Origin of the sequence: Pseudomonas sp. Q12-87 (genome assembly GCF_001269755.1) — a bacterium.
GTDB classification, from domain to species: Bacteria; Pseudomonadota; Gammaproteobacteria; order Pseudomonadales; family Pseudomonadaceae; genus Aquipseudomonas; species Aquipseudomonas fluorescens_S.
In genome coordinates this window covers 151,393-173,158 of record NZ_LHVI01000033.1, presented here as the reverse complement: position 1 = coordinate 173,158, position 21,766 = coordinate 151,393, and the positions used below count along the sequence as shown (strand labels likewise).

The 21,766-nt window shown below is 55.4% G+C and carries 16 protein-coding genes, 4 tRNA genes and 2 rRNA genes; all 22 read left to right on the top strand.

All coding sequences use genetic code 11. The annotated features are described in order from the left end of the window. Positions 1 to 811: ribosomal RNA gene (locus AD663_RS24480) — 23S ribosomal RNA — on the top strand; the annotation flags it as partial. Between the two features lie 169 nt (positions 812 to 980). Continuing rightward, positions 981 to 1,096: ribosomal RNA gene (gene rrf / locus AD663_RS24475) — 5S ribosomal RNA — on the top strand. 133 nt (positions 1,097 to 1,229) lie between these two features. Then, positions 1,230 to 2,186 carry a bifunctional biotin--[acetyl-CoA-carboxylase] ligase/biotin operon repressor BirA gene (gene birA / locus AD663_RS24470; protein ID WP_003186111.1) on the top strand — a complete coding sequence of 319 codons (957 nt, stop codon included), beginning with the start codon at positions 1,230 to 1,232 and terminating at the stop codon, positions 2,184 to 2,186. Beyond that, the gene (locus AD663_RS24465; RefSeq protein WP_003186108.1) at positions 2,176 to 2,925 is read left to right on the top strand and encodes a pantothenate kinase; all 750 of its coding nucleotides are present in this window, start codon (positions 2,176 to 2,178) and stop codon (positions 2,923 to 2,925) included. The genes birA and AD663_RS24465 overlap by 11 nt, the downstream gene beginning before the upstream one ends. Positions 2,926 to 2,933: 8 nt before the next feature. After that, entirely contained in the window at positions 2,934 to 3,389 is a 456-nt protein-coding gene (locus tag AD663_RS24460; RefSeq protein ID WP_003186105.1) for a hypothetical protein, read from the top strand. A gap of 142 nt (positions 3,390 to 3,531) precedes the next feature. Beyond that, positions 3,532 to 3,616, top strand: a tRNA-Tyr gene (locus AD663_RS24455). A 24-nt stretch (positions 3,617 to 3,640) separates the two neighbouring features. After that, positions 3,641 to 3,714: transfer RNA gene (locus AD663_RS24450), tRNA-Gly, on the top strand. Between the two features lie 26 nt (positions 3,715 to 3,740). Then, positions 3,741 to 3,816, top strand: a tRNA-Thr gene (locus AD663_RS24445). 84 nt (positions 3,817 to 3,900) lie between these two features. Further along, on the top strand, positions 3,901 to 5,094 hold the full coding sequence (gene tuf, locus AD663_RS24440; protein WP_003186103.1) for an elongation factor Tu: 1,194 nt from the start codon (positions 3,901 to 3,903) through the stop codon (positions 5,092 to 5,094). A gap of 53 nt (positions 5,095 to 5,147) precedes the next feature. Next, a tRNA-Trp gene (locus AD663_RS24435) sits at positions 5,148 to 5,223 on the top strand. Positions 5,224 to 5,268: 45 nt separating this feature from the next. Continuing rightward, positions 5,269 to 5,637: a preprotein translocase subunit SecE gene (secE, locus tag AD663_RS24430; protein WP_003186101.1), complete on the top strand. Its 369-nt coding sequence runs from the start codon at positions 5,269 to 5,271 to the stop codon at positions 5,635 to 5,637. Between the two features lie 9 nt (positions 5,638 to 5,646). Further along, the gene (nusG, locus tag AD663_RS24425; protein WP_003186097.1) at positions 5,647 to 6,180 is read left to right on the top strand and encodes a transcription termination/antitermination protein NusG; all 534 of its coding nucleotides are present in this window, start codon (positions 5,647 to 5,649) and stop codon (positions 6,178 to 6,180) included. 117 nt (positions 6,181 to 6,297) lie between these two features. Continuing rightward, positions 6,298 to 6,729, top strand: coding sequence for a 50S ribosomal protein L11 (gene rplK / locus AD663_RS24420; RefSeq protein WP_003176435.1), 432 nt, complete (start codon positions 6,298 to 6,300; stop codon positions 6,727 to 6,729). Continuing rightward, the gene (rplA, locus tag AD663_RS24415; protein ID WP_003186095.1) at positions 6,729 to 7,424 is read left to right on the top strand and encodes a 50S ribosomal protein L1; all 696 of its coding nucleotides are present in this window, start codon (positions 6,729 to 6,731) and stop codon (positions 7,422 to 7,424) included. The genes rplK and rplA overlap by 1 nt, the downstream gene beginning before the upstream one ends. A 198-nt stretch (positions 7,425 to 7,622) precedes the next feature. After that, positions 7,623 to 8,123: a 50S ribosomal protein L10 gene (rplJ, locus tag AD663_RS24410; protein ID WP_003186092.1), complete on the top strand. Its 501-nt coding sequence runs from the start codon at positions 7,623 to 7,625 to the stop codon at positions 8,121 to 8,123. Positions 8,124 to 8,201: 78 nt separating this feature from the next. After that, a complete protein-coding gene (rplL, locus tag AD663_RS24405) occupies positions 8,202 to 8,567 on the top strand; it encodes a 50S ribosomal protein L7/L12 (RefSeq protein ID WP_003186090.1) in 366 nt (121 codons plus the stop codon). Between the two features lie 220 nt (positions 8,568 to 8,787). Next, positions 8,788 to 12,861, top strand: a complete 4,074-nt coding sequence (rpoB, locus tag AD663_RS24400; protein ID WP_003186088.1) for a DNA-directed RNA polymerase subunit beta — start codon at positions 8,788 to 8,790, stop codon at positions 12,859 to 12,861. A 64-nt stretch (positions 12,862 to 12,925) separates the two neighbouring features. Then, positions 12,926 to 17,125 (top strand): DNA-directed RNA polymerase subunit beta', encoded by a 4,200-nt coding sequence (gene rpoC / locus AD663_RS24395; protein WP_003186086.1) that lies wholly within the window; start codon positions 12,926 to 12,928, stop codon positions 17,123 to 17,125. Positions 17,126 to 17,341: 216 nt separating this feature from the next. Then, positions 17,342 to 17,713, top strand: a complete 372-nt coding sequence (gene rpsL / locus AD663_RS24390; RefSeq protein WP_003186084.1) for a 30S ribosomal protein S12 — start codon at positions 17,342 to 17,344, stop codon at positions 17,711 to 17,713. Positions 17,714 to 17,815: 102 nt separating this feature from the next. Beyond that, positions 17,816 to 18,286: a 30S ribosomal protein S7 gene (rpsG, locus tag AD663_RS24385; protein WP_003186074.1), complete on the top strand. Its 471-nt coding sequence runs from the start codon at positions 17,816 to 17,818 to the stop codon at positions 18,284 to 18,286. Positions 18,287 to 18,316: 30 nt separating this feature from the next. Continuing rightward, a complete protein-coding gene (gene fusA / locus AD663_RS24380) occupies positions 18,317 to 20,422 on the top strand; it encodes an elongation factor G (RefSeq protein WP_003186073.1) in 2,106 nt (701 codons plus the stop codon). A gap of 30 nt (positions 20,423 to 20,452) precedes the next feature. Beyond that, positions 20,453 to 21,646 (top strand): elongation factor Tu, encoded by a 1,194-nt coding sequence (gene tuf / locus AD663_RS24375; protein ID WP_003186071.1) that lies wholly within the window; start codon positions 20,453 to 20,455, stop codon positions 21,644 to 21,646. Positions 21,647 to 21,766: the final 120 nt, after the last annotated feature.

The following is a 21,766-nucleotide window of genomic DNA, read 5'->3' as shown; positions in this document are numbered from 1 at the left end:
GACTTTGAATTTGCTTGTGTAGATCTCGTTGGTGGCTGTGTCGTGAGGAAGCAAGTTCGCGTGGAGCCATCCTTGAAATACCACCCTGGCAACTTTGAGGTTCTAACTCAGGTCCGTTATCCGGATCGAGGACAGTGTATGGTGGGTAGTTTGACTGGGGCGGTCTCCTCCTAAAGAGTAACGGAGGAGTACGAAGGTGCGCTCAGACCGGTCGGAAATCGGTCGTAGAGTATAAAGGCAAAAGCGCGCTTGACTGCGAGACAGACACGTCGAGCAGGTACGAAAGTAGGTCTTAGTGATCCGGTGGTTCTGTATGGAAGGGCCATCGCTCAACGGATAAAAGGTACTCCGGGGATAACAGGCTGATACCGCCCAAGAGTTCATATCGACGGCGGTGTTTGGCACCTCGATGTCGGCTCATCACATCCTGGGGCTGAAGCCGGTCCCAAGGGTATGGCTGTTCGCCATTTAAAGTGGTACGCGAGCTGGGTTTAGAACGTCGTGAGACAGTTCGGTCCCTATCTGCCGTGGACGTTTGAGATTTGAGAGGGGCTGCTCCTAGTACGAGAGGACCGGAGTGGACGAACCTCTGGTGTTCCGGTTGTCACGCCAGTGGCATTGCCGGGTAGCTATGTTCGGGAAAGATAACCGCTGAAAGCATCTAAGCGGGAAACTTGCCTCAAGATGAGATCTCACTGGGACCTTGAGTCCCCTGAAGGGCCGTCGAAGACTACGACGTTGATAGGCAGGGTGTGTAAGCGCTGTGAGGCGTTGAGCTAACCTGTACTAATTGCCCGTGAGGCTTGACCATATAACACCCAAGCAATTTGCTTGCTTCAAGCTGAAAAGCAAACGAGCACCAGATTGCGGTGTGTGAAGACGAAACGAACCGAAAGTTCGAACGTCACAAAACACCGAAAAGCTATCACATACCCATTCGCTGGAACGTGACCGCAAGGCACGCGCTGGCTACCGAATTTCTTGACGACCATAGAGCATTGGAACCACCTGATCCCATCCCGAACTCAGCAGTGAAACGATGCATCGCCGATGGTAGTGTGGGGTTTCCCCATGTGAGAGTAGGTCATCGTCAAGATTAAATTCCGAAACCCCTATCTGCTGACGCAGGTAGGGGTTTTGTTTTGCCCGCGGGAAAGTCATTTTGCGTTTCTATGCAATCGCCTTACGCATGGCTATCATGCGGGCCTCATTATCAGGGCGCACTCCGCATGCTCACGTTGCTAAAACTTCTGAAGGATGGTCGCTTTCACTCGGGCCAAGCGCTGGGTGTCGCGCTGGGTATCAGTCGCAGCGCTGTATGGAAGCAGTTGCAACACCTGGAAGCGGAGCTGGGTTTGTCTGTGCATAAGGTTCGCGGCAAAGGCTACCAGTTGGCCAAGCCCCTGTTGCTTCTGGATGCGACGGATATCTGCGCGAAGGGTCTCCATGAGTGGCCCGTCCATATATTTGACTCTATTGATTCCACAAATGCTGAAGCGTTGCGCGCCATAGAGCGTGGCGCGCAAGCACCATTTGTGGTCTTGTCTGAGCGGCAGGTGGCGGGTCGAGGACGGCGCGGTCGTAAATGGGTCAGTCCATTTGCCGACAATCTCTATTACAGCTTGGTATTGCGCATTGAGGGCGGCATGCGACAGATCGAGGGGCTCAGCCTTGTCGTCGGGCTTGCTGTCATGCATACGTTGCGTGACATGGGGATTTCGGAGGCGGGGCTGAAATGGCCTAACGATGTTTTGGTGGGTGCGAAAAAAATTGCAGGCATTCTGCTTGAGTTGGTGGGAGATCCGGCGGATGTTTGCCATGTTGTCCTGGGCGTAGGGATTAACGTGAATATGCAAATGAATGATGAGGTCGACCAGGAGTGGACGTCGATGTGCCTGGAGGCGGGCAAGGGTTTTGATCGAAATGAGCTTGTGGCCAGAATGAGTGCGAAGCTTCAGCAGTATTTGAAGCTTCATCATGCATCTGGTTTTGCCGCAATTCAGTCAGAGTGGGAAAAATACCATCTGTGGCAGGGGCAATCTGTTTCGCTGATTGCGGGCGCCAACCAAATTCACGGCGTTGTGATGGGCGTTGATCTGCAGGGTGCGCTGCGGTTGAAGGTGGATGGAGTGGAAAAAGTCTTTAGCGGTGGTGAGCTCAGTTTGAGGTTGCGCGATGATTCTTGAGCTCGATTGCGGCAATAGCTTCATCAAGTGGCGGGTTCTTCGCTCCGATGGTGTAACACCTGTCCAGGGGGGGATTGTCGGTTCCGATGATGATCTGTTGACGTGTCTGGACGATGCCGGCAAGTTTCAGCTGAAAAAATGTCGGCTCGTCAGTGTCAGAACGGCTGAAGAAACGGATTCATTAGTCGCCTCATTGGTTGAGGTGTTTGGCGTCTCCGTAACTCGTGCCCTACCCATGCGGGAAATGGCTGGGGTGAAGAACGGGTACGAAGAGTATGAACGATTGGGTCTGGACCGTTGGTTGGCTCTGCTCGGTGGCTTTCATCTTGCTTCGGGTGCGTGCCTGGTGCTCGATTTCGGTACTGCCATTACGGCCGATTTTGTGGCTGCCAATGGTGATCACCTCGGAGGGTTCATATGCCCAGGCATGCCTTTGATGCGAAATCAGCTACGTACCCACACCCGACGGATTCGCTATGACGATACGGCGGCTGAGCGGGCTCATGAGAGTCTCGCTCCTGGTCGTACCACCGTCGAGGCGGTGGAGCGCGGTTGCATGCTGATGCTCAGGGGATTTGTACTGACTCAGCTTGAATTGGCGCAGCAATACTGGGGAAAGGATTTCGTGGTGTTTCTCACGGGAGGGGATGCTGACCTGGTATCAGGCGTCGTTCCGGATGCCAGGGTAGTGCCTGACCTGGTTTTTGTCGGTCTGGCGATGGCCTGTCCTTTGTCTTGAGGTTTTTTATGCGCTGGCTGTTCCTGTTGTTGCTGGTCTTGAATGTCTTCTATTACGTCTGGCATCAGCAGGAGGCTCCGCTTCGAGCCAAGGATGTCACTCCACTGAACTTGTATCGCGGCTCCCAGCAGGACATCCATCTGTTGAGCGAAACAGCAGACGCACTTGTCAGGCGCGATTCCGGTACGTCTAGTGATGCGCAAAAAGGCTGTCTTTATGTCGGCGGCTTCACTCGTCTGGAGGTGGCTCGGCAGTTGGAGCAGCGACTTGCTGCTTCGGGTGTTGTGAGTCGTGCCGCTCCATCGAGCTCCTCGGGTTCTTCAGATGCTGGAGGATTCTGGTTGCAGATATCCCCCGATAGCGCAGGAAAGGTGAGTGAAACACTGCTTCAAAACCTTTCTAAAGAATTCAATGAGTTAAAACATAAAATAATGCCGTGTGAAGGGGTTGCGCCTACGGGGTAGTTTGCATAGAATGGCGCCCGCTTCGCAGCGAAGGCCTTAAAGGGCTAACGGTGCAAAGCGTAGTCAACGCAGCTAACCTCAGGTTTTTAATGAGAAAATGCTTGACAGAAGGCTGGCATAATATAGAATGCCGGCTCGCTTAGGAGGGGTTCCCGAGCGGCCAAAGGGATCAGACTGTAAATCTGACGTCTACGACTTCGAAGGTTCGAATCCTTCCCCCTCCACCATTTTTAGCGTGAGCTGCAAGCTCCGCGGGTATAGTTTAGTGGTAGAACCTCAGCCTTCCAAGCTGATGATGCGGGTTCGATTCCCGCTACCCGCTCCAAGTTTGCAGGTTGTGCAAGGTGTTTCGCTCTTGTAGCTCAGTTGGTAGAGCACACCCTTGGTAAGGGTGAGGTCAGCGGTTCAAATCCGCTCAAGAGCTCCATATAACAAGGCAGATATGCAAATATCTGCCTTTGTTTTAATGGCTGATATGACTCGCTAAATTCTTCTCCTGGGGGTGATTTCGATGGCTAAGGAAAAGTTCGAACGTAACAAGCCGCACGTCAACGTAGGCACCATTGGTCACGTAGATCATGGTAAAACCACGCTGACTGCTGCTCTGACCCGCGTCTGCTCCGAGGTGTTCGGTTCGGCCAAGGTTGACTTCGACAAGATCGACAGCGCCCCGGAAGAGAAAGCTCGCGGTATCACCATTAACACAGCTCACGTTGAGTATGATTCGGCCGTGCGTCACTACGCACACGTTGACTGCCCGGGTCACGCTGACTACGTGAAGAACATGATTACCGGTGCTGCCCAGATGGACGGCGCTATCCTGGTTTGCTCGGCTGCCGATGGTCCGATGCCTCAGACCCGTGAACACATCCTGCTGTCCCGTCAGGTAGGCGTTCCGTACATCGTTGTCTTCCTGAACAAGGCTGACATGGTTGATGACGCCGAGCTGCTGGAGCTGGTTGAGATGGAAGTGCGCGATCTGCTGAGCACTTACGACTTCCCAGGTGACGACACTCCGATCATCATCGGTTCGGCTCTGATGGCTCTGAATGGCCAAGACGACAACGAGATGGGTACCACTGCTGTCAAAAAGTTGGTGGAAACTCTGGATAGCTACATTCCAGAGCCGGAGCGTGCTATCGACAAGCCGTTCCTGATGCCAATCGAAGATGTATTCTCGATCTCTGGTCGTGGGACTGTTGTGACTGGTCGTGTTGAGCGTGGCATCGTTCGTATCCAGGAAGAAGTTGAAATCGTTGGCCTGCGTGATACTCAGAAAACGACCTGCACTGGCGTTGAGATGTTCCGCAAGCTGCTCGACGAAGGTCGTGCTGGCGAGAACTGCGGCGTGTTGCTGCGTGGTACCAAGCGTGACGATGTTGAGCGTGGTCAGGTCCTGGTCAAGCCGGGCACTGTCAAGCCGCACACCAAGTTCACCGCAGAAGTTTACGTTCTGAGCAAGGAAGAGGGCGGTCGTCACACTCCGTTCTTCAAAGGCTACCGTCCACAGTTCTACTTCCGTACGACTGACGTGACCGGTAACTGCGAGTTGCCAGAAGGCGTAGAAATGGTAATGCCAGGTGATAACATTCAGATGACTGTTACCCTGATCAAGACTATTGCGATGGAAGATGGCCTGCGTTTCGCTATCCGTGAAGGCGGTCGTACCGTCGGCGCTGGCGTCGTGGCCAAAGTCATCGAGTAAACAGTTGTAATGTCTTTTTCGGGCCGGCATAATGGTCGGCCTGATTTTGTTTTAGGTCAGTAGCTCAATTGGCAGAGCGACGGTCTCCAAAACCGTAGGTTGGGGGTTCGATTCCCTCCTGACCTGCCAGATTCACTCGGTGTGTCTGGCTTTCTTTTCACAGGATCTTCATAGATGACTCCTAAAGCTGAAGCTCAAGGCTCTCGCTTCGATCTGCTCAAGTGGCTAGTGGTAGTCGCTTTGGTGGTTGTTGGCGTTGTTGGCAATCAGTATTACTCTGCTTCGCCGATCCTGTACCGCGTGCTTGCATTGCTCGCCATTGCTGCCGTTGCTGCCTTTGTAGGCTTGCAAACGGCGAAGGGCAAGTCTTTCTTTGTACTCGCTAAGGAAGCTCGCACCGAGATTCGTAAAGTCGTATGGCCGACTCGCCAAGAAACCACGCAGACCACGTTGATCGTTGTGGCTGTTGTTCTGGTAATGGCGTTGCTGTTGTGGGGGCTCGATTCCCTGCTCGGCTGGCTTGTTTCCTTGATTGTTGGCTAAGGGTGTCCCGTGGCTAAGCGTTGGTACGTTGTGCATGCTTACTCGGGTTACGAGAAGCATGTCATGCGCTCGCTGGTAGAGCGCGTAAAGCTGGCTGGCATGGAAGATGGCTTTGGCGAGATTCTGGTCCCCACTGAAGAAGTGGTTGAGATGCGTAATGGCCAGAAGCGCAAAAGTGAACGCAAGTTCTTTCCGGGCTACGTGCTGGTACAGATGGACATGAACGAAGGGACTTGGCACTTGGTCAAGGATACCCCTCGGGTGATGGGTTTCATTGGCGGTACCGCCGATAAGCCTGCGCCGATTACGGATAAAGAGGCAGAAGCGATTCTGCGTCGTGTTGCTGATGGTAGCGACAAGCCGAAGCCTAAGACATTGTTTGAGCCGGGTGAAGTGGTACGTGTCACCGACGGTCCATTCGCTGATTTCAATGGCACGGTTGAAGAAGTTAACTACGAAAAGAGCCGGATCCAAGTGGCAGTGCTCATTTTCGGTCGCTCTACTCCGGTAGAGCTAGAGTTCAGTCAGGTCGAAAAGGTCTGATTGAGCAGGCATCCCAACCCCGCAGCCCTAGGCTGTGGGGTTTTGTCGTCACTGGGATAAACGCGCAAGTAACCGGGGAGCCTTTCGAGGCGTTCGAACCCGTAATTGGAGTGCCTCATGGCCAAGAAAATTACCGCTTACATCAAGCTGCAAGTGAAGGCCGCTCAGGCTAACCCAAGCCCACCCGTTGGTCCTGCACTGGGTCAGCACGGCGTGAACATCATGGAATTCTGCAAGGCCTTCAACGCCCGTACTCAGGGTCTTGAGCCAGGTCTGCCGACTCCAGTGATCATCACTGTCTACAGCGACCGTAGCTTCACCTTCGAAACAAAAAGCACCCCTGCTTCGGTTCTGCTGAAGAAGGCTGCAGGTTTGACCAGCGGTTCCGCTCGTCCAAACACCGTTAAGGTTGGCACCGTTACCCGTGCTCAGCTGGAAGAAATCGCGAAAACCAAAAACGCGGATCTGACTGCAGCTGATATGGATGCAGCCGTGCGTACTATCGCCGGTTCTGCTCGTAGCATGGGCCTTAACGTGGAGGGTGTGTAATGGCTAAGCTGACCAAGCGTCAAAAGGCTATCGCCGGCAAAATCGAAGCAGGCAAGGCCTACAACTTTGTAGACGCCGCCGCTCTGCTGGCTGAGCTGTCGACTGTCAAGTTCAGCGAGTCGTTCGACGTTGCTGTAAACCTGGGCGTTGACCCACGTAAATCCGACCAGGTCGTTCGTAGCGCCACCGTGCTGCCTCACGGCACTGGCAAGACCGTACGTGTTGCCGTCTTCACCCAAGGCCCGGCTGCTGAAGCAGCTTTGGCTGCCGGCGCTGACCGCGTAGGCATGGACGACCTGGCTGCTGAAATGAAAGGCGGCGACCTGAACTATGACGTAGTAATCGCATCCCCGGATGCCATGCGCGTTGTGGGTCAGTTGGGTCAGATCCTCGGTCCACGTGGCCTGATGCCTAACCCTAAGGTTGGCACCGTAACGCCAGACGTAGCTACCGCGGTTAAAAACGCCAAAGCTGGTCAGGTTCGTTATCGCACCGACAAAAACGGCATCATCCACACTTCCGTAGGCAAGATTGGCTTCGACGCCGTCAAGCTGAAAGAAAACGTTGAAGCCCTGATCGCTGATCTGAAGCGTATCAAACCAGCTTCTTCGAAAGGCATCTACGTCAAGCGCGTTACCCTGAGCACCACTATGGGCCCAGGTCTGGTCATCGATCAGAGCTCGCTCGACGCGTAAGACTCAGGTTGGCGCAAGCAATTGTGCCAATCGAAAAATTGGGGTCCCTGCCTGGCGGGGGCTGTCCAAGACCGTAGGCGACGCAAGTCTTAAACCACAAGCCTACGCAGATGGTGCTCCCGGTTCCTTACCGAATCAGACACCAAAACGACATTCGGTTTCGACCGGATGAAACGGTAACAAGCAGGAGTTAAACCCGTGGCAATTAAACTCGAAGACAAGAAGGCCATCGTCGCTGAAGTCAACGAGGCTGCCAAAGCTGCTCTGTCCGCTGTCGTGGCTGATGCCCGTGGCGTAACAGTAGGCGCAATGACCGGACTCCGTAAAGAGGCTCGTGAAGCTGGCGTTTACGTACGTGTTGTACGTAACACCTTGCTCAAGCGCGCTGTTGCTGACACTGAATACAGTGTCCTCAACGACGTGTTCACCGGCCCGACCTTGATCGCGTTCTCCACCCAACATCCTGGCGCTGCTGCCCGTTTGTTCAAGGAATTCGCCAAAGGTCAGGACAAGTTCGAGATTAAGGCAGCTGCGTTCGAGGGCAAGTACCTCGCAGCTAACCAGATCGACGTATTGGCAACTCTGCCGACCCGTGACGAAGCAATTTCTCAGCTGATGAGCGTGATTCAAGGCGCAACCAGCAAATTGGCTCGTACTCTGGCGGCACTGCGCGACCAGAAAGAAGCTGCCGCAGCCTAAGGCTCGTCACTCCTTTTCGCGTTTTTTGTTTATTTCGATGGTCGCGTAGGCCGTCCCCCAATCCAGGAATTTAGAGTCATGTCTATCTCTCAAAACGATATCCTCGAAGCCGTTGGCAACATGTCCGTAATGGAAGTTGTTGAGCTGATCAAAGCTTTCGAAGAAAAATTCGGTGTTACCGCTGCTGCCGCTTCCGCTGGTCCAGCTGCTGTTGCTGCCGTTGCTGAAGAGCAAACTGAATTCAACGTCATGCTGACCGAAGCTGGCGAGAAGAAAGTTAACGTGATCAAGGCAGTACGTGAACTGACCGGTCTGGGCCTGAAAGAAGCCAAGGCTGTAGTTGACGGCGCTCCTGCCATGGTTCTGGAAGCTGTTGCCAAAGACGCAGCTGACAAAGCCAAAGCTGTTCTGGAAGAAGCAGGCGCTAAAGTCGAGCTGAAGTAAGCATCGACTTTGCGTCTCCAGCCCGAGCGTTAAGCGAAAGGCTGATGGCTGGTGGCTCTTGCCACCGGCCTTTTTCCGTTATTGCCAGCCGACTGGGTCGGTGCCGATAACGAGCTGTAACCACCCGATGCGGTGGCGCAAACCATGGGGTTTGCACGATTTTCTGGCTGCTCCCGTCGGGAGGGGCCAAACAAGCAGGTGACCAAGCTGGGGAACGCTGATGGCTTACTCATATACTGAGAAAAAACGTATCCGCAAGGACTTTAGCAAGTTGCCGGACGTCATGGATGTGCCGTACCTCCTGGCCATCCAGCTGGATTCGTATCGTGAATTCTTGCAAGCGGGAGCGACTAAAGATCAGTTCCGCGACGTGGGCCTGCATGCGGCCTTCAAATCCGTTTTCCCGATCATCAGCTACTCCGGCAATGCTGCGCTGGAGTACGTCGGTTATCGCCTGGGCGAGCCGGCATTTGATGTCAAAGAATGCGTATTGCGCGGTGTAACTTACGCCGTACCTTTGCGGGTGAAAGTGCGCCTGATCATTTTCGACAAAGAATCGTCGAACAAAGCGATCAAGGACATCAAAGAGCAAGAAGTCTACATGGGTGAAATCCCCCTGATGACTGAAAACGGTACCTTCGTAATCAACGGTACCGAGCGTGTAATCGTTTCCCAGCTGCACCGTTCTCCGGGCGTGTTCTTCGACCACGACCGTGGCAAGACGCACAGCTCCGGCAAACTGCTTTACTCCGCGCGCATCATTCCTTACCGCGGTTCGTGGTTGGACTTCGAGTTCGACCCGAAAGACTGCGTGTTCGTGCGTATCGACCGTCGCCGCAAGCTGCCAGCATCGGTACTGCTTCGCGCGCTCGGCTATACCACCGAGGAAGTGCTGGACGCGTTCTACACCACCAACGTATTCCATGTGCAGGGCGAGAGCCTCAGCCTGGAGCTGGTGCCTCAGCGCCTGCGCGGTGAAATCGCTGTCCTCGATATCCAGGATGACAAAGGCAAGGTTATTGTCGAGCAGGGTCGTCGTATCACTGCCCGCCATATCAACCAGCTGGAAAAAGCCGGTATCAAGGAACTGCAGGTACCGATTGACTACGTGTTGGGTCGTACCACCGCGAAGGTCATCGTGCACCCAGCCACCGGTGAAATCCTTGCAGAGTGCAATACCGAACTGACCACCGAGATCCTGGCGAAAATCGTCAAGGCTCAGGTTGTGCGTATTGAAACCCTGTACACCAATGATATCGACTGCGGTCCGTTCATCTCCGACACGCTGAAGATCGACTCCACCGGCAACCAACTGGAAGCCTTGGTCGAAATCTATCGCATGATGCGTCCTGGCGAGCCGCCAACCAAGGATGCAGCCGAGACGCTGTTCAACAACCTGTTCTTCAGCCCTGAGCGCTATGACCTGTCTGCGGTCGGCCGGATGAAGTTCAACCGTCGTATCGGTCGTACCGAGATCGAAGGTTCGGGCGTACTGAACAAGGATGACATCGTTGCGGTCCTCAAGACCCTGGTCGACATCCGTAACGGCAAGGGCATCGTCGATGACATCGACCACCTTGGTAACCGTCGTGTTCGTTGCGTAGGCGAAATGGCCGAGAACCAGTTCCGTGTTGGTCTGGTGCGCGTAGAGCGTGCGGTCAAGGAACGTCTGTCGATGGCTGAAAGCGAAGGCCTGATGCCGCAAGACTTGATCAACGCCAAGCCTGTGGCTGCGGCGGTGAAGGAGTTCTTCGGTTCGAGCCAGCTGTCCCAGTTCATGGACCAGAACAACCCGTTGTCCGAGATCACCCACAAGCGTCGTGTCTCCGCACTCGGCCCAGGTGGTTTGACCCGTGAGCGTGCAGGCTTCGAAGTCCGTGACGTACACCCGACTCACTACGGTCGTGTATGCCCGATTGAAACGCCGGAAGGTCCGAACATCGGTCTGATCAACTCCCTGGCTGCCTATGCGCGCACCAACCAGTACGGCTTCCTCGAAAGCCCGTACCGCGTGGTGAAAGACGCCTTGGTCACCGACGAGATCGTATTCCTGTCTGCCATCGAAGAAGCTGATCACGTGATCGCCCAGGCTTCGGCCACGATGAACGACAAGAAAGTCCTGATCGACGAGTTGGTGGCTGTTCGTCACTTGAACGAGTTCACCGTCAAGGCGCCGGAAGACGTCACCTTGATGGACGTATCGCCGAAGCAGGTAGTTTCGGTTGCAGCGTCGTTGATCCCGTTCCTCGAACACGACGACGCCAACCGTGCCTTGATGGGTTCGAACATGCAGCGTCAAGCTGTACCGACCCTGCGTGCCGACAAGCCGCTGGTAGGTACCGGCATGGAGCGTAACGTTGCCCGTGACTCCGGCGTTTGCGTCGTGGCTCGTCGTGGTGGTGTGATCGATTCCGTCGACGCCAGCCGTATCGTGGTTCGTGTTGCCGATGACGAAGTTGAAACTGGCGAAGCCGGTGTCGACATCTACAACCTGACCAAATACACCCGCTCCAACCAGAACACCTGCATCAACCAGCGTCCGCTGGTAAGCAAGGGTGATCGGGTTCAGCGCAGCGACATCATGGCCGACGGCCCGTCCACCGATATGGGTGAACTGGCGCTGGGTCAGAACATGCGCATCGCGTTCATGGCATGGAACGGCTTCAACTTCGAAGACTCCATCTGCCTGTCCGAGCGTGTGGTTCAGGAAGACCGCTTCACCACGATCCACATCCAGGAACTGACCTGTGTGGCCCGTGACACCAAGCTTGGCCCAGAAGAAATCACTGCGGACATCCCGAACGTGGGCGAAGCCGCACTGAACAAGCTGGACGAAGCCGGTATCGTTTACGTAGGTGCTGAAGTAGGCGCAGGCGACATCCTGGTGGGCAAGGTCACTCCGAAAGGCGAGACCCAGCTGACTCCGGAAGAAAAACTGCTGCGTGCCATCTTCGGTGAAAAAGCCAGCGACGTTAAAGACACCTCCCTGCGCGTGCCTACCGGCACCAAGGGTACTGTCATCGACGTACAAGTCTTCACCCGTGACGGCGTAGAGCGTGACGCTCGTGCACTGTCCATCGAGAAGACTCAACTCGACGAGATCCGCAAGGACCTGAACGAAGAGTTCCGTATCGTCGAAGGCGCAACTTTCGAGCGTCTGCGCTCCGCTCTGGTCGGCCACAAAGCCGAAGGCGGCGCCGGCCTTAAGAAAGGTCAGGAAATCACCGACGAAGTTCTCGACGGTCTTGAGCATGGTCAGTGGTTCAAACTGCGCATGGCTGAAGATGCTCTCAACGAGCAGCTCGAGAAGGCGCAGGCCTATATCGTTGATCGCCGCCGTCTGCTGGACGACAAGTTCGAAGATAAGAAGCGCAAACTGCAGCAGGGCGATGACCTGGCTCCAGGCGTGCTGAAAATCGTCAAGGTTTACCTGGCAATCCGTCGTCGCATCCAGCCGGGCGACAAGATGGCCGGTCGTCACGGTAACAAGGGTGTGGTCTCCGTGATCATGCCGGTTGAAGACATGCCGCACGATGCCAATGGCACCCCGGTCGATGTAGTCCTCAACCCGTTGGGCGTACCTTCGCGTATGAACGTCGGTCAGATCCTTGAAACCCACCTGGGCCTCGCGGCCAAGGGGCTGGGCGAGAAGATCAACCGTATGATCGAAGAGCAGCGCAAGGTTGCTGACCTGCGTAAGTTCCTGCACGAGATCTACAACGAGATCGGCGGACGCAACGAAGAGCTGGACACCTTCTCCGACCAGGAAATCCTGGATCTGGCGAAGAACCTGCGCGGTGGCGTTCCAATGGCTACTCCGGTGTTCGACGGTGCCAAGGAAAGCGAAATCAAGGCCATGCTGAAACTGGCAGACCTGCCGGAAAGCGGCCAGATGCAGCTGTTCGACGGCCGTACCGGCAACAAGTTCGAGCGTCCGGTTACCGTTGGCTACATGTACATGCTGAAGCTGAACCACTTGGTAGACGACAAGATGCACGCTCGTTCTACCGGTTCTTACAGCCTGGTTACCCAGCAGCCGCTGGGTGGTAAGGCGCAGTTCGGTGGTCAGCGTTTCGGGGAGATGGAGGTCTGGGCACTGGAAGCGTACGGTGCTGCATACACTCTGCAAGAAATGCTCACAGTGAAGTCGGACGATGTGAACGGCCGGACCAAGATGTACAAGAACATCGTGGATGGCGATCACCGTATGGAGCCGGGCATGCCCGAGTCCTTCAACGTGTTGATCAAGGAAATTCGTTCCCTCGGCATCGATATCGATCTGGAAACCGAATAACACGTGACGCGAATCGAGAGCGGGGCTGTTTGGCCCGCTCTCTGCTCCGCCAGGAGGAAAGGCCTTGAAAGACCTACTGAATTTGCTGAAAAACCAGGGTCAAGTCGAAGAGTTCGACGCCATCCGTATCGGATTGGCCTCGCCTGAGATGATCCGTTCGTGGTCGTTCGGTGAAGTTAAAAAGCCGGAAACCATCAACTACCGTACGTTCAAACCTGAGCGTGACGGCCTGTTCTGCGCCAAGATCTTTGGCCCGGTCAAGGATTACGAGTGCCTGTGCGGTAAGTACAAGCGCTTGAAGCACCGTGGTGTGATCTGCGAGAAGTGCGGCGTTGAAGTCGCGCTGGCAAAAGTTCGTCGTGAGCGCATGGCGCACATCGAACTGGCCTCGCCAGTTGCCCACATCTGGTTCCTGAAATCGCTGCCGTCCCGTATCGGCCTGCTGATGGATATGACCCTGCGTGATATCGAACGCGTTCTCTACTTCGAGAGCTATGTCGTTATCGATCCAGGCATGACCACCCTTGAAAAAGGTCAGCTGCTGAACGACGAGCAGTACTTCGAAGCGCTGGAAGAGTTCGGCGACGATTTCGATGCCCGCATGGGTGCCGAAGCTGTCCGCGAGCTGCTGCACGCGATCGACCTGGAGCACGAGATTGGCCGTCTGCGCGAAGAGATTCCGCAAACCAACTCCGAAACCAAGATCAAGAAGCTGTCCAAGCGTCTGAAGTTGATGGAAGCCTTCCAGGGTTCCGGCAACCTGCCAGAGTGGATGGTGCTGACCGTTCTGCCGGTTCTGCCGCCAGACCTGCGTCCACTGGTTCCGCTTGATGGCGGTCGTTTTGCGACCTCCGACCTCAACGATCTGTATCGTCGGGTGATCAACCGTAACAACCGCTTGAAGCGCCTGCTCGACTTGTCCGCTCCGGACATCATCGTGCGCAACGAAAAGCGTATGTTGCAGGAAGCTGTCGATGCACTGCTCGACAACGGTCGTCGTGGCCGCGCTATCACCGGTTCCAACAAGCGTCCTCTGAAATCCCTGGCTGACATGATCAAGGGTAAGCAGGGTCGTTTCCGTCAGAACTTGCTCGGTAAGCGTGTTGACTACTCTGGTCGTTCGGTAATTACCGTAGGCCCGACCCTGCGTCTGCATCAGTGCGGTCTGCCTAAGAAAATGGCCTTGGAGCTGTTCAAGCCGTTCATTTTCGGCAAGCTGGAAATGCGTGGTCTCGCTACCACCATCAAAGCCGCCAAGAAGATGGTCGAGCGCGAGCTGCCAGAGGTCTGGGACGTTCTCGCTGAAGTGATTCGCGAACACCCCGTATTGCTCAACCGTGCACCGACCCTTCACCGTCTGGGTATCCAGGCGTTTGAACCGGTACTGATCGAAGGTAAGGCTATCCAGCTGCACCCGTTGGTCTGTGCTGCGTACAACGCCGACTTCGACGGCGACCAAATGGCCGTGCACGTACCGCTGACGCTGGAAGCCCAGCTCGAAGCGCGTGCGTTGATGATGTCGACCAACAACATCCTGTCGCCAGCCAACGGTGAGCCAATCATCGTTCCGTCGCAGGACGTTGTATTGGGTCTGTACTACATGACTCGTGAAGCGATCAACGCCAAGGGCGAAGGTCGTGTGTTCGCGGATCTGCAAGAAGTTGACCGTGTGTTCCGTGCCGGCGAAGCCGCACTGCACGCCAAGGTCAAGGTGCGGATCAACGAAACCGTTAACGATCGTGATGGTGGCAGCGTGACCAACACCCGTATCGTCGACACCACCGTCGGCCGTGCGCTGTTGTTCCAGGTTGTGCCAAAAGGCCTGTCCTACGACGTCGTCAACCTGCCGATGAAGAAAAAGGCGATCTCCAAGCTGATCAACCAGTGCTACCGCGTGGTGGGTCTGAAAGAGACCGTTATCTTCGCTGACCAGTTGATGTACACCGGTTTTGCCTATTCGACCATCTCCGGCGTTTCCATCGGCGTTAACGACTTCGTTATCCCGGATGAAAAAGCCCGCATCATCGGTGCTGCCACCGAAGAAGTGAAAGAGATCGAAAGCCAATACGCTTCCGGCCTGGTAACCCAGGGCGAGAAGTACAACAAGGTGATCGACCTCTGGTCCAAGGCGAACGACGAAGTTTCCAAGGCGATGATGGCCAACCTCTCGAAAGAGAAAGTCATCGACCGTCATGGCAATGAAGTCGACCAGGAATCCTTCAACTCGATGTACATGATGGCCGACTCGGGCGCACGGGGTTCTGCTGCGCAGATCCGTCAGCTCGCCGGTATGCGTGGCCTGATGGCCAAGCCGGACGGCTCCATCATCGAGACCCCGATTACTGCGAACTTCCGTGAAGGCTTGAGCGTACTTCAGTACTTCATCTCCACTCACGGTGCTCGTAAGGGTCTTGCGGATACCGCGTTGAAAACCGCGAACTCCGGTTACCTGACTCGTCGTCTGGTAGACGTTGCCCAGGATCTGGTCGTGACCGAGATCGATTGCGGCACCGAGCATGGCCTGCTGATGACTCCGCACATTGAAGGCGGTGACGTTGTAGAGCCACTGGGTGAGCGCGTATTGGGTCGTGTCATTGCCCGTGATGTATTCAAGCCAGGTACCGAGGACGTGATCGTTCCTGCTGGCACCTTGGTTGACGAGAAGTGGGTCGAGTTCATCGAACTCAACAGCATCGACGAAGTGATCGTACGCTCGCCGATCAGCTGCGAAACCCGCTACGGCATCTGCGCCAAGTGTTACGGTCGCGACCTGGCTCGTGGTCACCAGGTGAACATCGGTGAAGCGGTCGGCGTTATCGCTGCCCAGTCCATCGGTGAGCCGGGTACCCAGCTGACGATGCGTACGTTCCACATCGGTGGTGCGGCAAGCCGGACCTCGGCAGCCGACAGCGTCCAGGTGAAGAACGGCGGTACTGTCCGTCTGCACAACCTCAAGCACGTAGAACGCGTGGACGGTCACCTGGTGGCTGTATCCCGTTCCGGTGAGCTGGCGATCGCTGATGACTTCGGTCGTGAGCGCGAGCGCTACAAGCTGCCTTACGGTGCTGTGATTTCGGTCAAGGAAGGTGACAAGGTCGACGCTGGTGCCATCGTGGCCAAGTGGGATCCGCACACCCACCCGATCGTGACCGAAATGAAAGGTACCGTGACCTACGTGGGCATGGAAGAAGGCATCACGATCAAGCGTCAGACTGACGAATTGACCGGTATGACCAACATTGAAGTACTCGACGCCAAAGATCGTCCAGCTGCCGGCAAGGACATTCGTCCAGCCGTTAAGATGGTCGACGACAACGGCAAGGACCTGTTGCTGCCAGGCACTGACGTAATCGCTCAGTACTTCCTGCCAGCCAACGCCTTGGTCGGTGTTGCGGACGGTGCGCGGATCGCGATCGGTGATGTTATCGCCCGGATCCCGCAGGAAACTTCGAAAACCCGCGACATCACCGGTGGTCTGCCGCGTGTTGCCGACTTGTTCGAAGCCCGTCGTCCGAAAGAAGCCTCGATTCTGGCTGAAGTCAGCGGCACCATCGCGTTCGGTAAAGAGACCAAGGGCAAGCGCCGTCTGGTCATCACCCCGAACGACGGTAGCGATCCGTACGAAGAGCTGATTCCGAAGTGGCGTCACCTGAACGTCTTCGAAGGCGAACAGGTAAATCGCGGCGAAGTTATCTCCGACGGTCCAAGCGATCCACACGACATCCTGCGTCTGCTGGGTGTGAGTGCGCTGGCCAAGTACATCGTGAACGAAATCCAGGACGTTTACCGCCTGCAAGGCGTGAAGATCAACGACAAGCACATCGAGACCATCCTGCGTCAGATGCTGCGTAAGGTCGAGATCGCTGAATCCGGCGACTCGAGTTTCATCAAGGGCGACCAGATGGAACTGACTCACGTGCTGGTGGAAAACGAGCGCCTGGCGACCGAAGACAAGTTCGTCTCCAAGTTCACTCGCGTGCTGCTGGGTATCACCAAGGCGTCCTTGTCCACCGAATCGTTCATCTCGGCGGCTTCCTTCCAGGAAACCACCCGTGTACTGACCGAGGCGGCGGTAACCGGCAAGCGCGATTACCTGCGCGGCCTGAAAGAAAACGTGGTCGTGGGTCGTCTGATCCCGGCCGGTACCGGTTTGGCCTATCACAGCGAGCGTAAGCGCCGTCGTGATGCAGACAAGCCGTTGCGCGTAAGCGCCAGTGAAGTGGAAGCTGCACTGACCGAAGCACTGAACTCGAGCGGTAACTGAGTTCTGCGGTAGATAAGTGCCTGGCCCTGGTCACTCCGTCCGGCGGATCGAGACAAATTGTCGAGATACGGCGGGCGGGGAGGTCGGGGCCTTGCCTTGACTGGGGACAAGATCCTCTTTAGACTCTTGATCCCCTAAATTTGGCGGGAATTCGTTCCTGCCATTTTGCTTTTCTTGTAAGACAATAGCGTCGCAAGACAACAGTGGAGCTAGTAGATGGCAACTATCAACCAGCTGGTACGTCAGCCGCGTAAGCGTATCGTCGAGAAATCCGACGTGCCTGCGCTGCAGAACTGCCCGCAACGTCGTGGCGTATGCACCCGTGTGTATACCACCACGCCGAAAAAACCTAACTCGGCACTGCGTAAAGTATGCCGTGTGCGTCTGACCAACGGTTTCGAGGTTTCCTCGTACATCGGCGGTGAAGGCCACAACCTGCAAGAGCACAGCGTGGTACTGATCCGCGGCGGTCGTGTAAAAGACTTGCCAGGTGTTCGTTATCACACCGTTCGCGGCTCTTTGGATACTTCCGGCGTTAAAGGTCGTAACCAAGGTCGTTCGAAGTACGGTACCAAGCGTCCGAAATAATCGGCCGTTTAGCAGATTTTAATTTTATTGAGTCGATAAGAGTAAGGTCGGGCACGCATTTGCTGTCCCGGGCTAACCTGAAGACCGTTTGAGGGCTTATCAATGCCAAGACGTCGCGTAGCAGCCAAACGTGAGATTCTGGACGATCCGAAATACGGAAGCCAGATTCTCGCCAAGTTCATGAACCACGTAATGGAAAGCGGCAAGAAAGCCGTTGCCGAGCGTATCGTTTATGGCGCACTGGACAAAGTTAAGGAACGCAAGAACAGCGATCCCCTGGAAATCTTCGAGAAAGCTCTCGACGCCATCGCTCCGCTGGTCGAAGTGAAGTCGCGCCGTGTAGGCGGTGCTACTTACCAGGTTCCGGTCGAAGTTCGTCCGTCCCGTCGTAACGCCCTGGCAATGCGCTGGTTGGTAGACTTCGCCCGCAAGCGCGGCGAGAAGTCCATGGCTCTGCGTTTGGCTGGCGAACTGTTGGACGCTGCTGAAGGTAAAGGTGCTGCAGTTAAGAAGCGTGAAGACGTGCACCGTATGGCTGAAGCCAACAAGGCTTTCTCGCACTACCGCTTCTAATTTTAGCGTCACTCAATTTGCGAGGGCTTTATGGCTCGTACTACACCGATTAACCGCTACCGTAACATCGGTATCGTTGCTCACGTGGATGCTGGTAAAACCACCACCACTGAGCGCGTCCTTTTTTACACCGGCAAAAGTCACAAGATGGGCGAGGTGCATGATGGCGCCGCGACCACCGACTGGATGGTGCAGGAGCAGGAGCGTGGTATCACCATTACTTCCGCTGCCATTACCGCCTTCTGGAAGGGTTCTGAGAAGCAGTACAAGGATGAGCACCGCTTCAACGTCATCGATACCCCAGGTCACGTGGACTTCACCATTGAAGTAGAGCGTTCCCTGCGCGTACTCGACGGCGCGGTCGTTGTGTTCTGCGGCACCTCGGGTGTTGAGCCTCAGTCGGAAACCGTATGGCGTCAGGCCAACAAATACGGTGTTCCACGTCTTGTTTACGTAAACAAGATGGACCGTGCTGGTGCCAACTTCCTGCGCGTGATCGGTCAGATCAAGCAGCGTCTGGGTCACACTCCGGTGCCAATCCAGTTGGCCATCGGTTCCGAAGACAACTTCCAGGGTCAGATCGATCTGATCAACATGCAAGCTGTCTACTGGAACGATGCCGACAAGGGCATGGTCCCTGTTCGCAAGGACATTCCTGCTGAGTTGCTGGAAGAAGCCGAAAAATGGCGCGGTAACATGGTTGAAGCAGCAGCTGAAGCCAACGAAGAGCTGATGAACAAGTATCTCGAGGGTGAAGAACTCACCAACGAGGAAATCAAGGCCGCTCTGCGTCAGCGTACTATCGCTGGCGAAATCGTTCTGGCTGTTTGCGGTTCTTCCTTCAAGAACAAGGGTGTTCCCCTGGTTCTCGACGCCGTTATCGACTTCCTGCCTGCGCCAACCGACATTCCGGCCATCAAGGGTACCGACCCGGATGACGAGAGCGTCGAGCTGGAGCGTCATGCAGACGACAACGAGCCGTTCTCGGCTCTGGCGTTCAAGATCGCTACCGACCCATTCGTGGGTACCTTGACCTTTGTCCGTGTTTATTCGGGCGTGTTGAACTCCGGCGACGGTGTTATCAACTCGGTAAAAGGCAAGAAAGAGCGCGTGGGTCGTATGGTGCAAATGCACGCAAACGCCCGCGAAGAGATCAAGGAAGTACGCGCTGGTGACATCGCGGCCTTGATCGGCATGAAGGACGTCACCACGGGTGAGACTTTGTGCAACGGCGACAAGCCGATCATCCTGGTTCGCATGGACTTCCCGGAGCCGGTTATTTCGGTTGCCGTTGAGCCAAAGACCAAGGATGACCAGGAAAAAATGGGTATCGCTCTGGGCAAGCTTGCTCAGGAAGATCCATCTTTCCGCGTCAAGACTGATGAAGAGACTGGTCAGACGATCATCTCCGGCATGGGCGAATTGCACCTGGACATCCTGGTTGACCGGATGCGCCGTGAGTTCAACGTCGAAGCCAACATCGGTAAGCCTCAGGTTTCCTATCGTGAGCGCATCACGAAGAGCTGTGAAATCGAAGGTAAGTTCGTTCGTCAATCCGGCGGTCGTGGCCAGTTCGGTCACTGCTGGATCCGTTTTGCACCGGCTGACGAAGGTCAGGAAGGTCTGCAATTCGTGAACGAGGTCGTGGGTGGTGTGGTTCCGAAGGAATACATCCCGGCGATCCAGAAGGGTATCGAAGAGCAGATGAAGAACGGCGTTGTTGCCGGTTATCCGCTGATCGGCCTGAAGGCTACTGTGTTCGATGGTTCTTACCACGACGTCGACTCCAACGAGATGGCGTTCAAGGTGGCTGCTTCCATGGCGACCAAGCAACTGGCCCAGAAGGGCGGTGGTGAGTTGCTGGAGCCGATCATGGCAGTAGAAGTCGTTACGCCTGAAGACTACATGGGTGATGTCATGGGCGACCTTAACCGTCGTCGTGGCATGATTCTGGGTATGGAAGATACGGTTTCCGGCAAGGTCATTCGTGCCGAGGTTCCGTTGGGTGAAATGTTCGGTTACGCAACCGACGTTCGTTCCATGTCTCAGGGTCGCGCGAGCTACTCTATGGAATTCAAAAAATACAATACAGCTCCGTCGCATATCGTCGAAACTGTTACCAAAAAACAAGGCTGATTCAGTCCTTTAGGCAAGGAGTTAATTGTCGTGGCTAAAGAAAAATTTGATCGTTCCCTACCGCACGTCAACGTTGGCACCATTGGTCACGTTGACCACGGTAAAACCACTCTGACCGCTGCTCTGACTCGCGTCTGCTCCGAAGTTTTCGGTTCGGCCGTTGTTGCTTTCGACAAAATCGACAGCGCTCCGGAAGAAAAGGCTCGTGGTATCACCATCAACACCGCGCACGTTGAGTACAACTCTTCGATTCGTCACTACGCTCACGTTGACTGCCCAGGTCACGCTGACTATGTGAAGAACATGATCACTGGTGCTGCCCAGATGGACGGCGCTATCCTGGTTTGCTCGGCTGCCGATGGTCCGATGCCTCAGACCCGTGAACACATCCTGCTGTCCCGTCAGGTAGGCGTTCCGTACATCGTTGTCTTCCTGAACAAGGCTGACATGGTTGACGACGCTGAGCTGCTGGAACTGGTTGAGATGGAAGTGCGCGATCTGCTGAGCACTTACGACTTCCCAGGTGACGACACTCCGATCATCATCGGTTCGGCTCTGATGGCCCTGAACGGCCAAGACGACAACGAAATGGGTACCACCGCTGTCAAGCGTCTGGTAGAAACTCTGGACAGCTACATCCCAGAGCCAGTTCGTGTTATCGACAAGCCATTCCTGATGCCAATCGAAGACGTATTCTCGATCTCGGGTCGCGGTACTGTTGTAACCGGTCGTATCGAGCGCGGTATCGTCAAGGTTCAGGATCCACTGGAAATCGTTGGTCTGCGTGACACTACCGTCACCACCTGCACCGGTGTTGAAATGTTCCGTAAGCTGCTCGACGAAGGTCGTGCTGGCGAGAACTGCGGCGTCCTGCTGCGTGGTACCAAGCGTGACGACGTTGAGCGTGGCCAGGTTCTGGTCAAGCCAGGTTCGGTTAAGCCGCACACCAAGTTCGAAGCTGAAGTGTACGTCCTGAGCAAAGAAGAAGGCGGTCGTCACACTCCGTTCTTCAAAGGCTACCGTCCACAGTTCTACTTCCGGACCACTGACGTGACCGGTAACTGCGAGCTGCCGGAAGGCGTTGAAATGGTAATGCCAGGCGACAACATCAAAATGGTTGTCACCCTGATCAAGACCATCGCAATGGAAGACGGTCTGCGTTTCGCTATCCGTGAAGGCGGTCGTACCGTCGGCGCTGGCGTCGTAGCCAAAATCATCGAGTAAGCTCTTTTTGAGTAAGCTTTGATGAATTGAAAGAGCCCCCGCCTAGCGGGGGCTTTTTTATTGGGTTGACACCTATCAGGGGCGTCTATAGAATTGCGCCTCCTTTTAACGGGCGTATTG

Bases quoted from the DNA above. Each gene is read 5' to 3' on its own strand.
- birA (WP_003186111.1), top strand. From the start codon at position 1,230: ATGCTCACGTTGCTAAAACTTCTGAAGGATGGTCGCTTTCACTCGGGC.
- AD663_RS24465 (WP_003186108.1), top strand. From the start codon at position 2,176: ATGATTCTTGAGCTCGATTGCGGCAATAGCTTCATCAAGTGGCGGGTT.
- AD663_RS24460 (WP_003186105.1), top strand. From the start codon at position 2,934: ATGCGCTGGCTGTTCCTGTTGTTGCTGGTCTTGAATGTCTTCTATTAC.
- tuf (WP_003186103.1), top strand. From the start codon at position 3,901: ATGGCTAAGGAAAAGTTCGAACGTAACAAGCCGCACGTCAACGTAGGC.
- secE (WP_003186101.1), top strand. From the start codon at position 5,269: ATGACTCCTAAAGCTGAAGCTCAAGGCTCTCGCTTCGATCTGCTCAAG.
- rplK (WP_003176435.1), top strand. From the start codon at position 6,298: ATGGCCAAGAAAATTACCGCTTACATCAAGCTGCAAGTGAAGGCCGCT.
- rplA (WP_003186095.1), top strand. From the start codon at position 6,729: ATGGCTAAGCTGACCAAGCGTCAAAAGGCTATCGCCGGCAAAATCGAA.
- rplL (WP_003186090.1), top strand. From the start codon at position 8,202: ATGTCTATCTCTCAAAACGATATCCTCGAAGCCGTTGGCAACATGTCC.
- rpoB (WP_003186088.1), top strand. From the start codon at position 8,788: ATGGCTTACTCATATACTGAGAAAAAACGTATCCGCAAGGACTTTAGC.
- rpsL (WP_003186084.1), top strand. From the start codon at position 17,342: ATGGCAACTATCAACCAGCTGGTACGTCAGCCGCGTAAGCGTATCGTC.
- rpsG (WP_003186074.1), top strand. From the start codon at position 17,816: ATGCCAAGACGTCGCGTAGCAGCCAAACGTGAGATTCTGGACGATCCG.
- fusA (WP_003186073.1), top strand. From the start codon at position 18,317: ATGGCTCGTACTACACCGATTAACCGCTACCGTAACATCGGTATCGTT.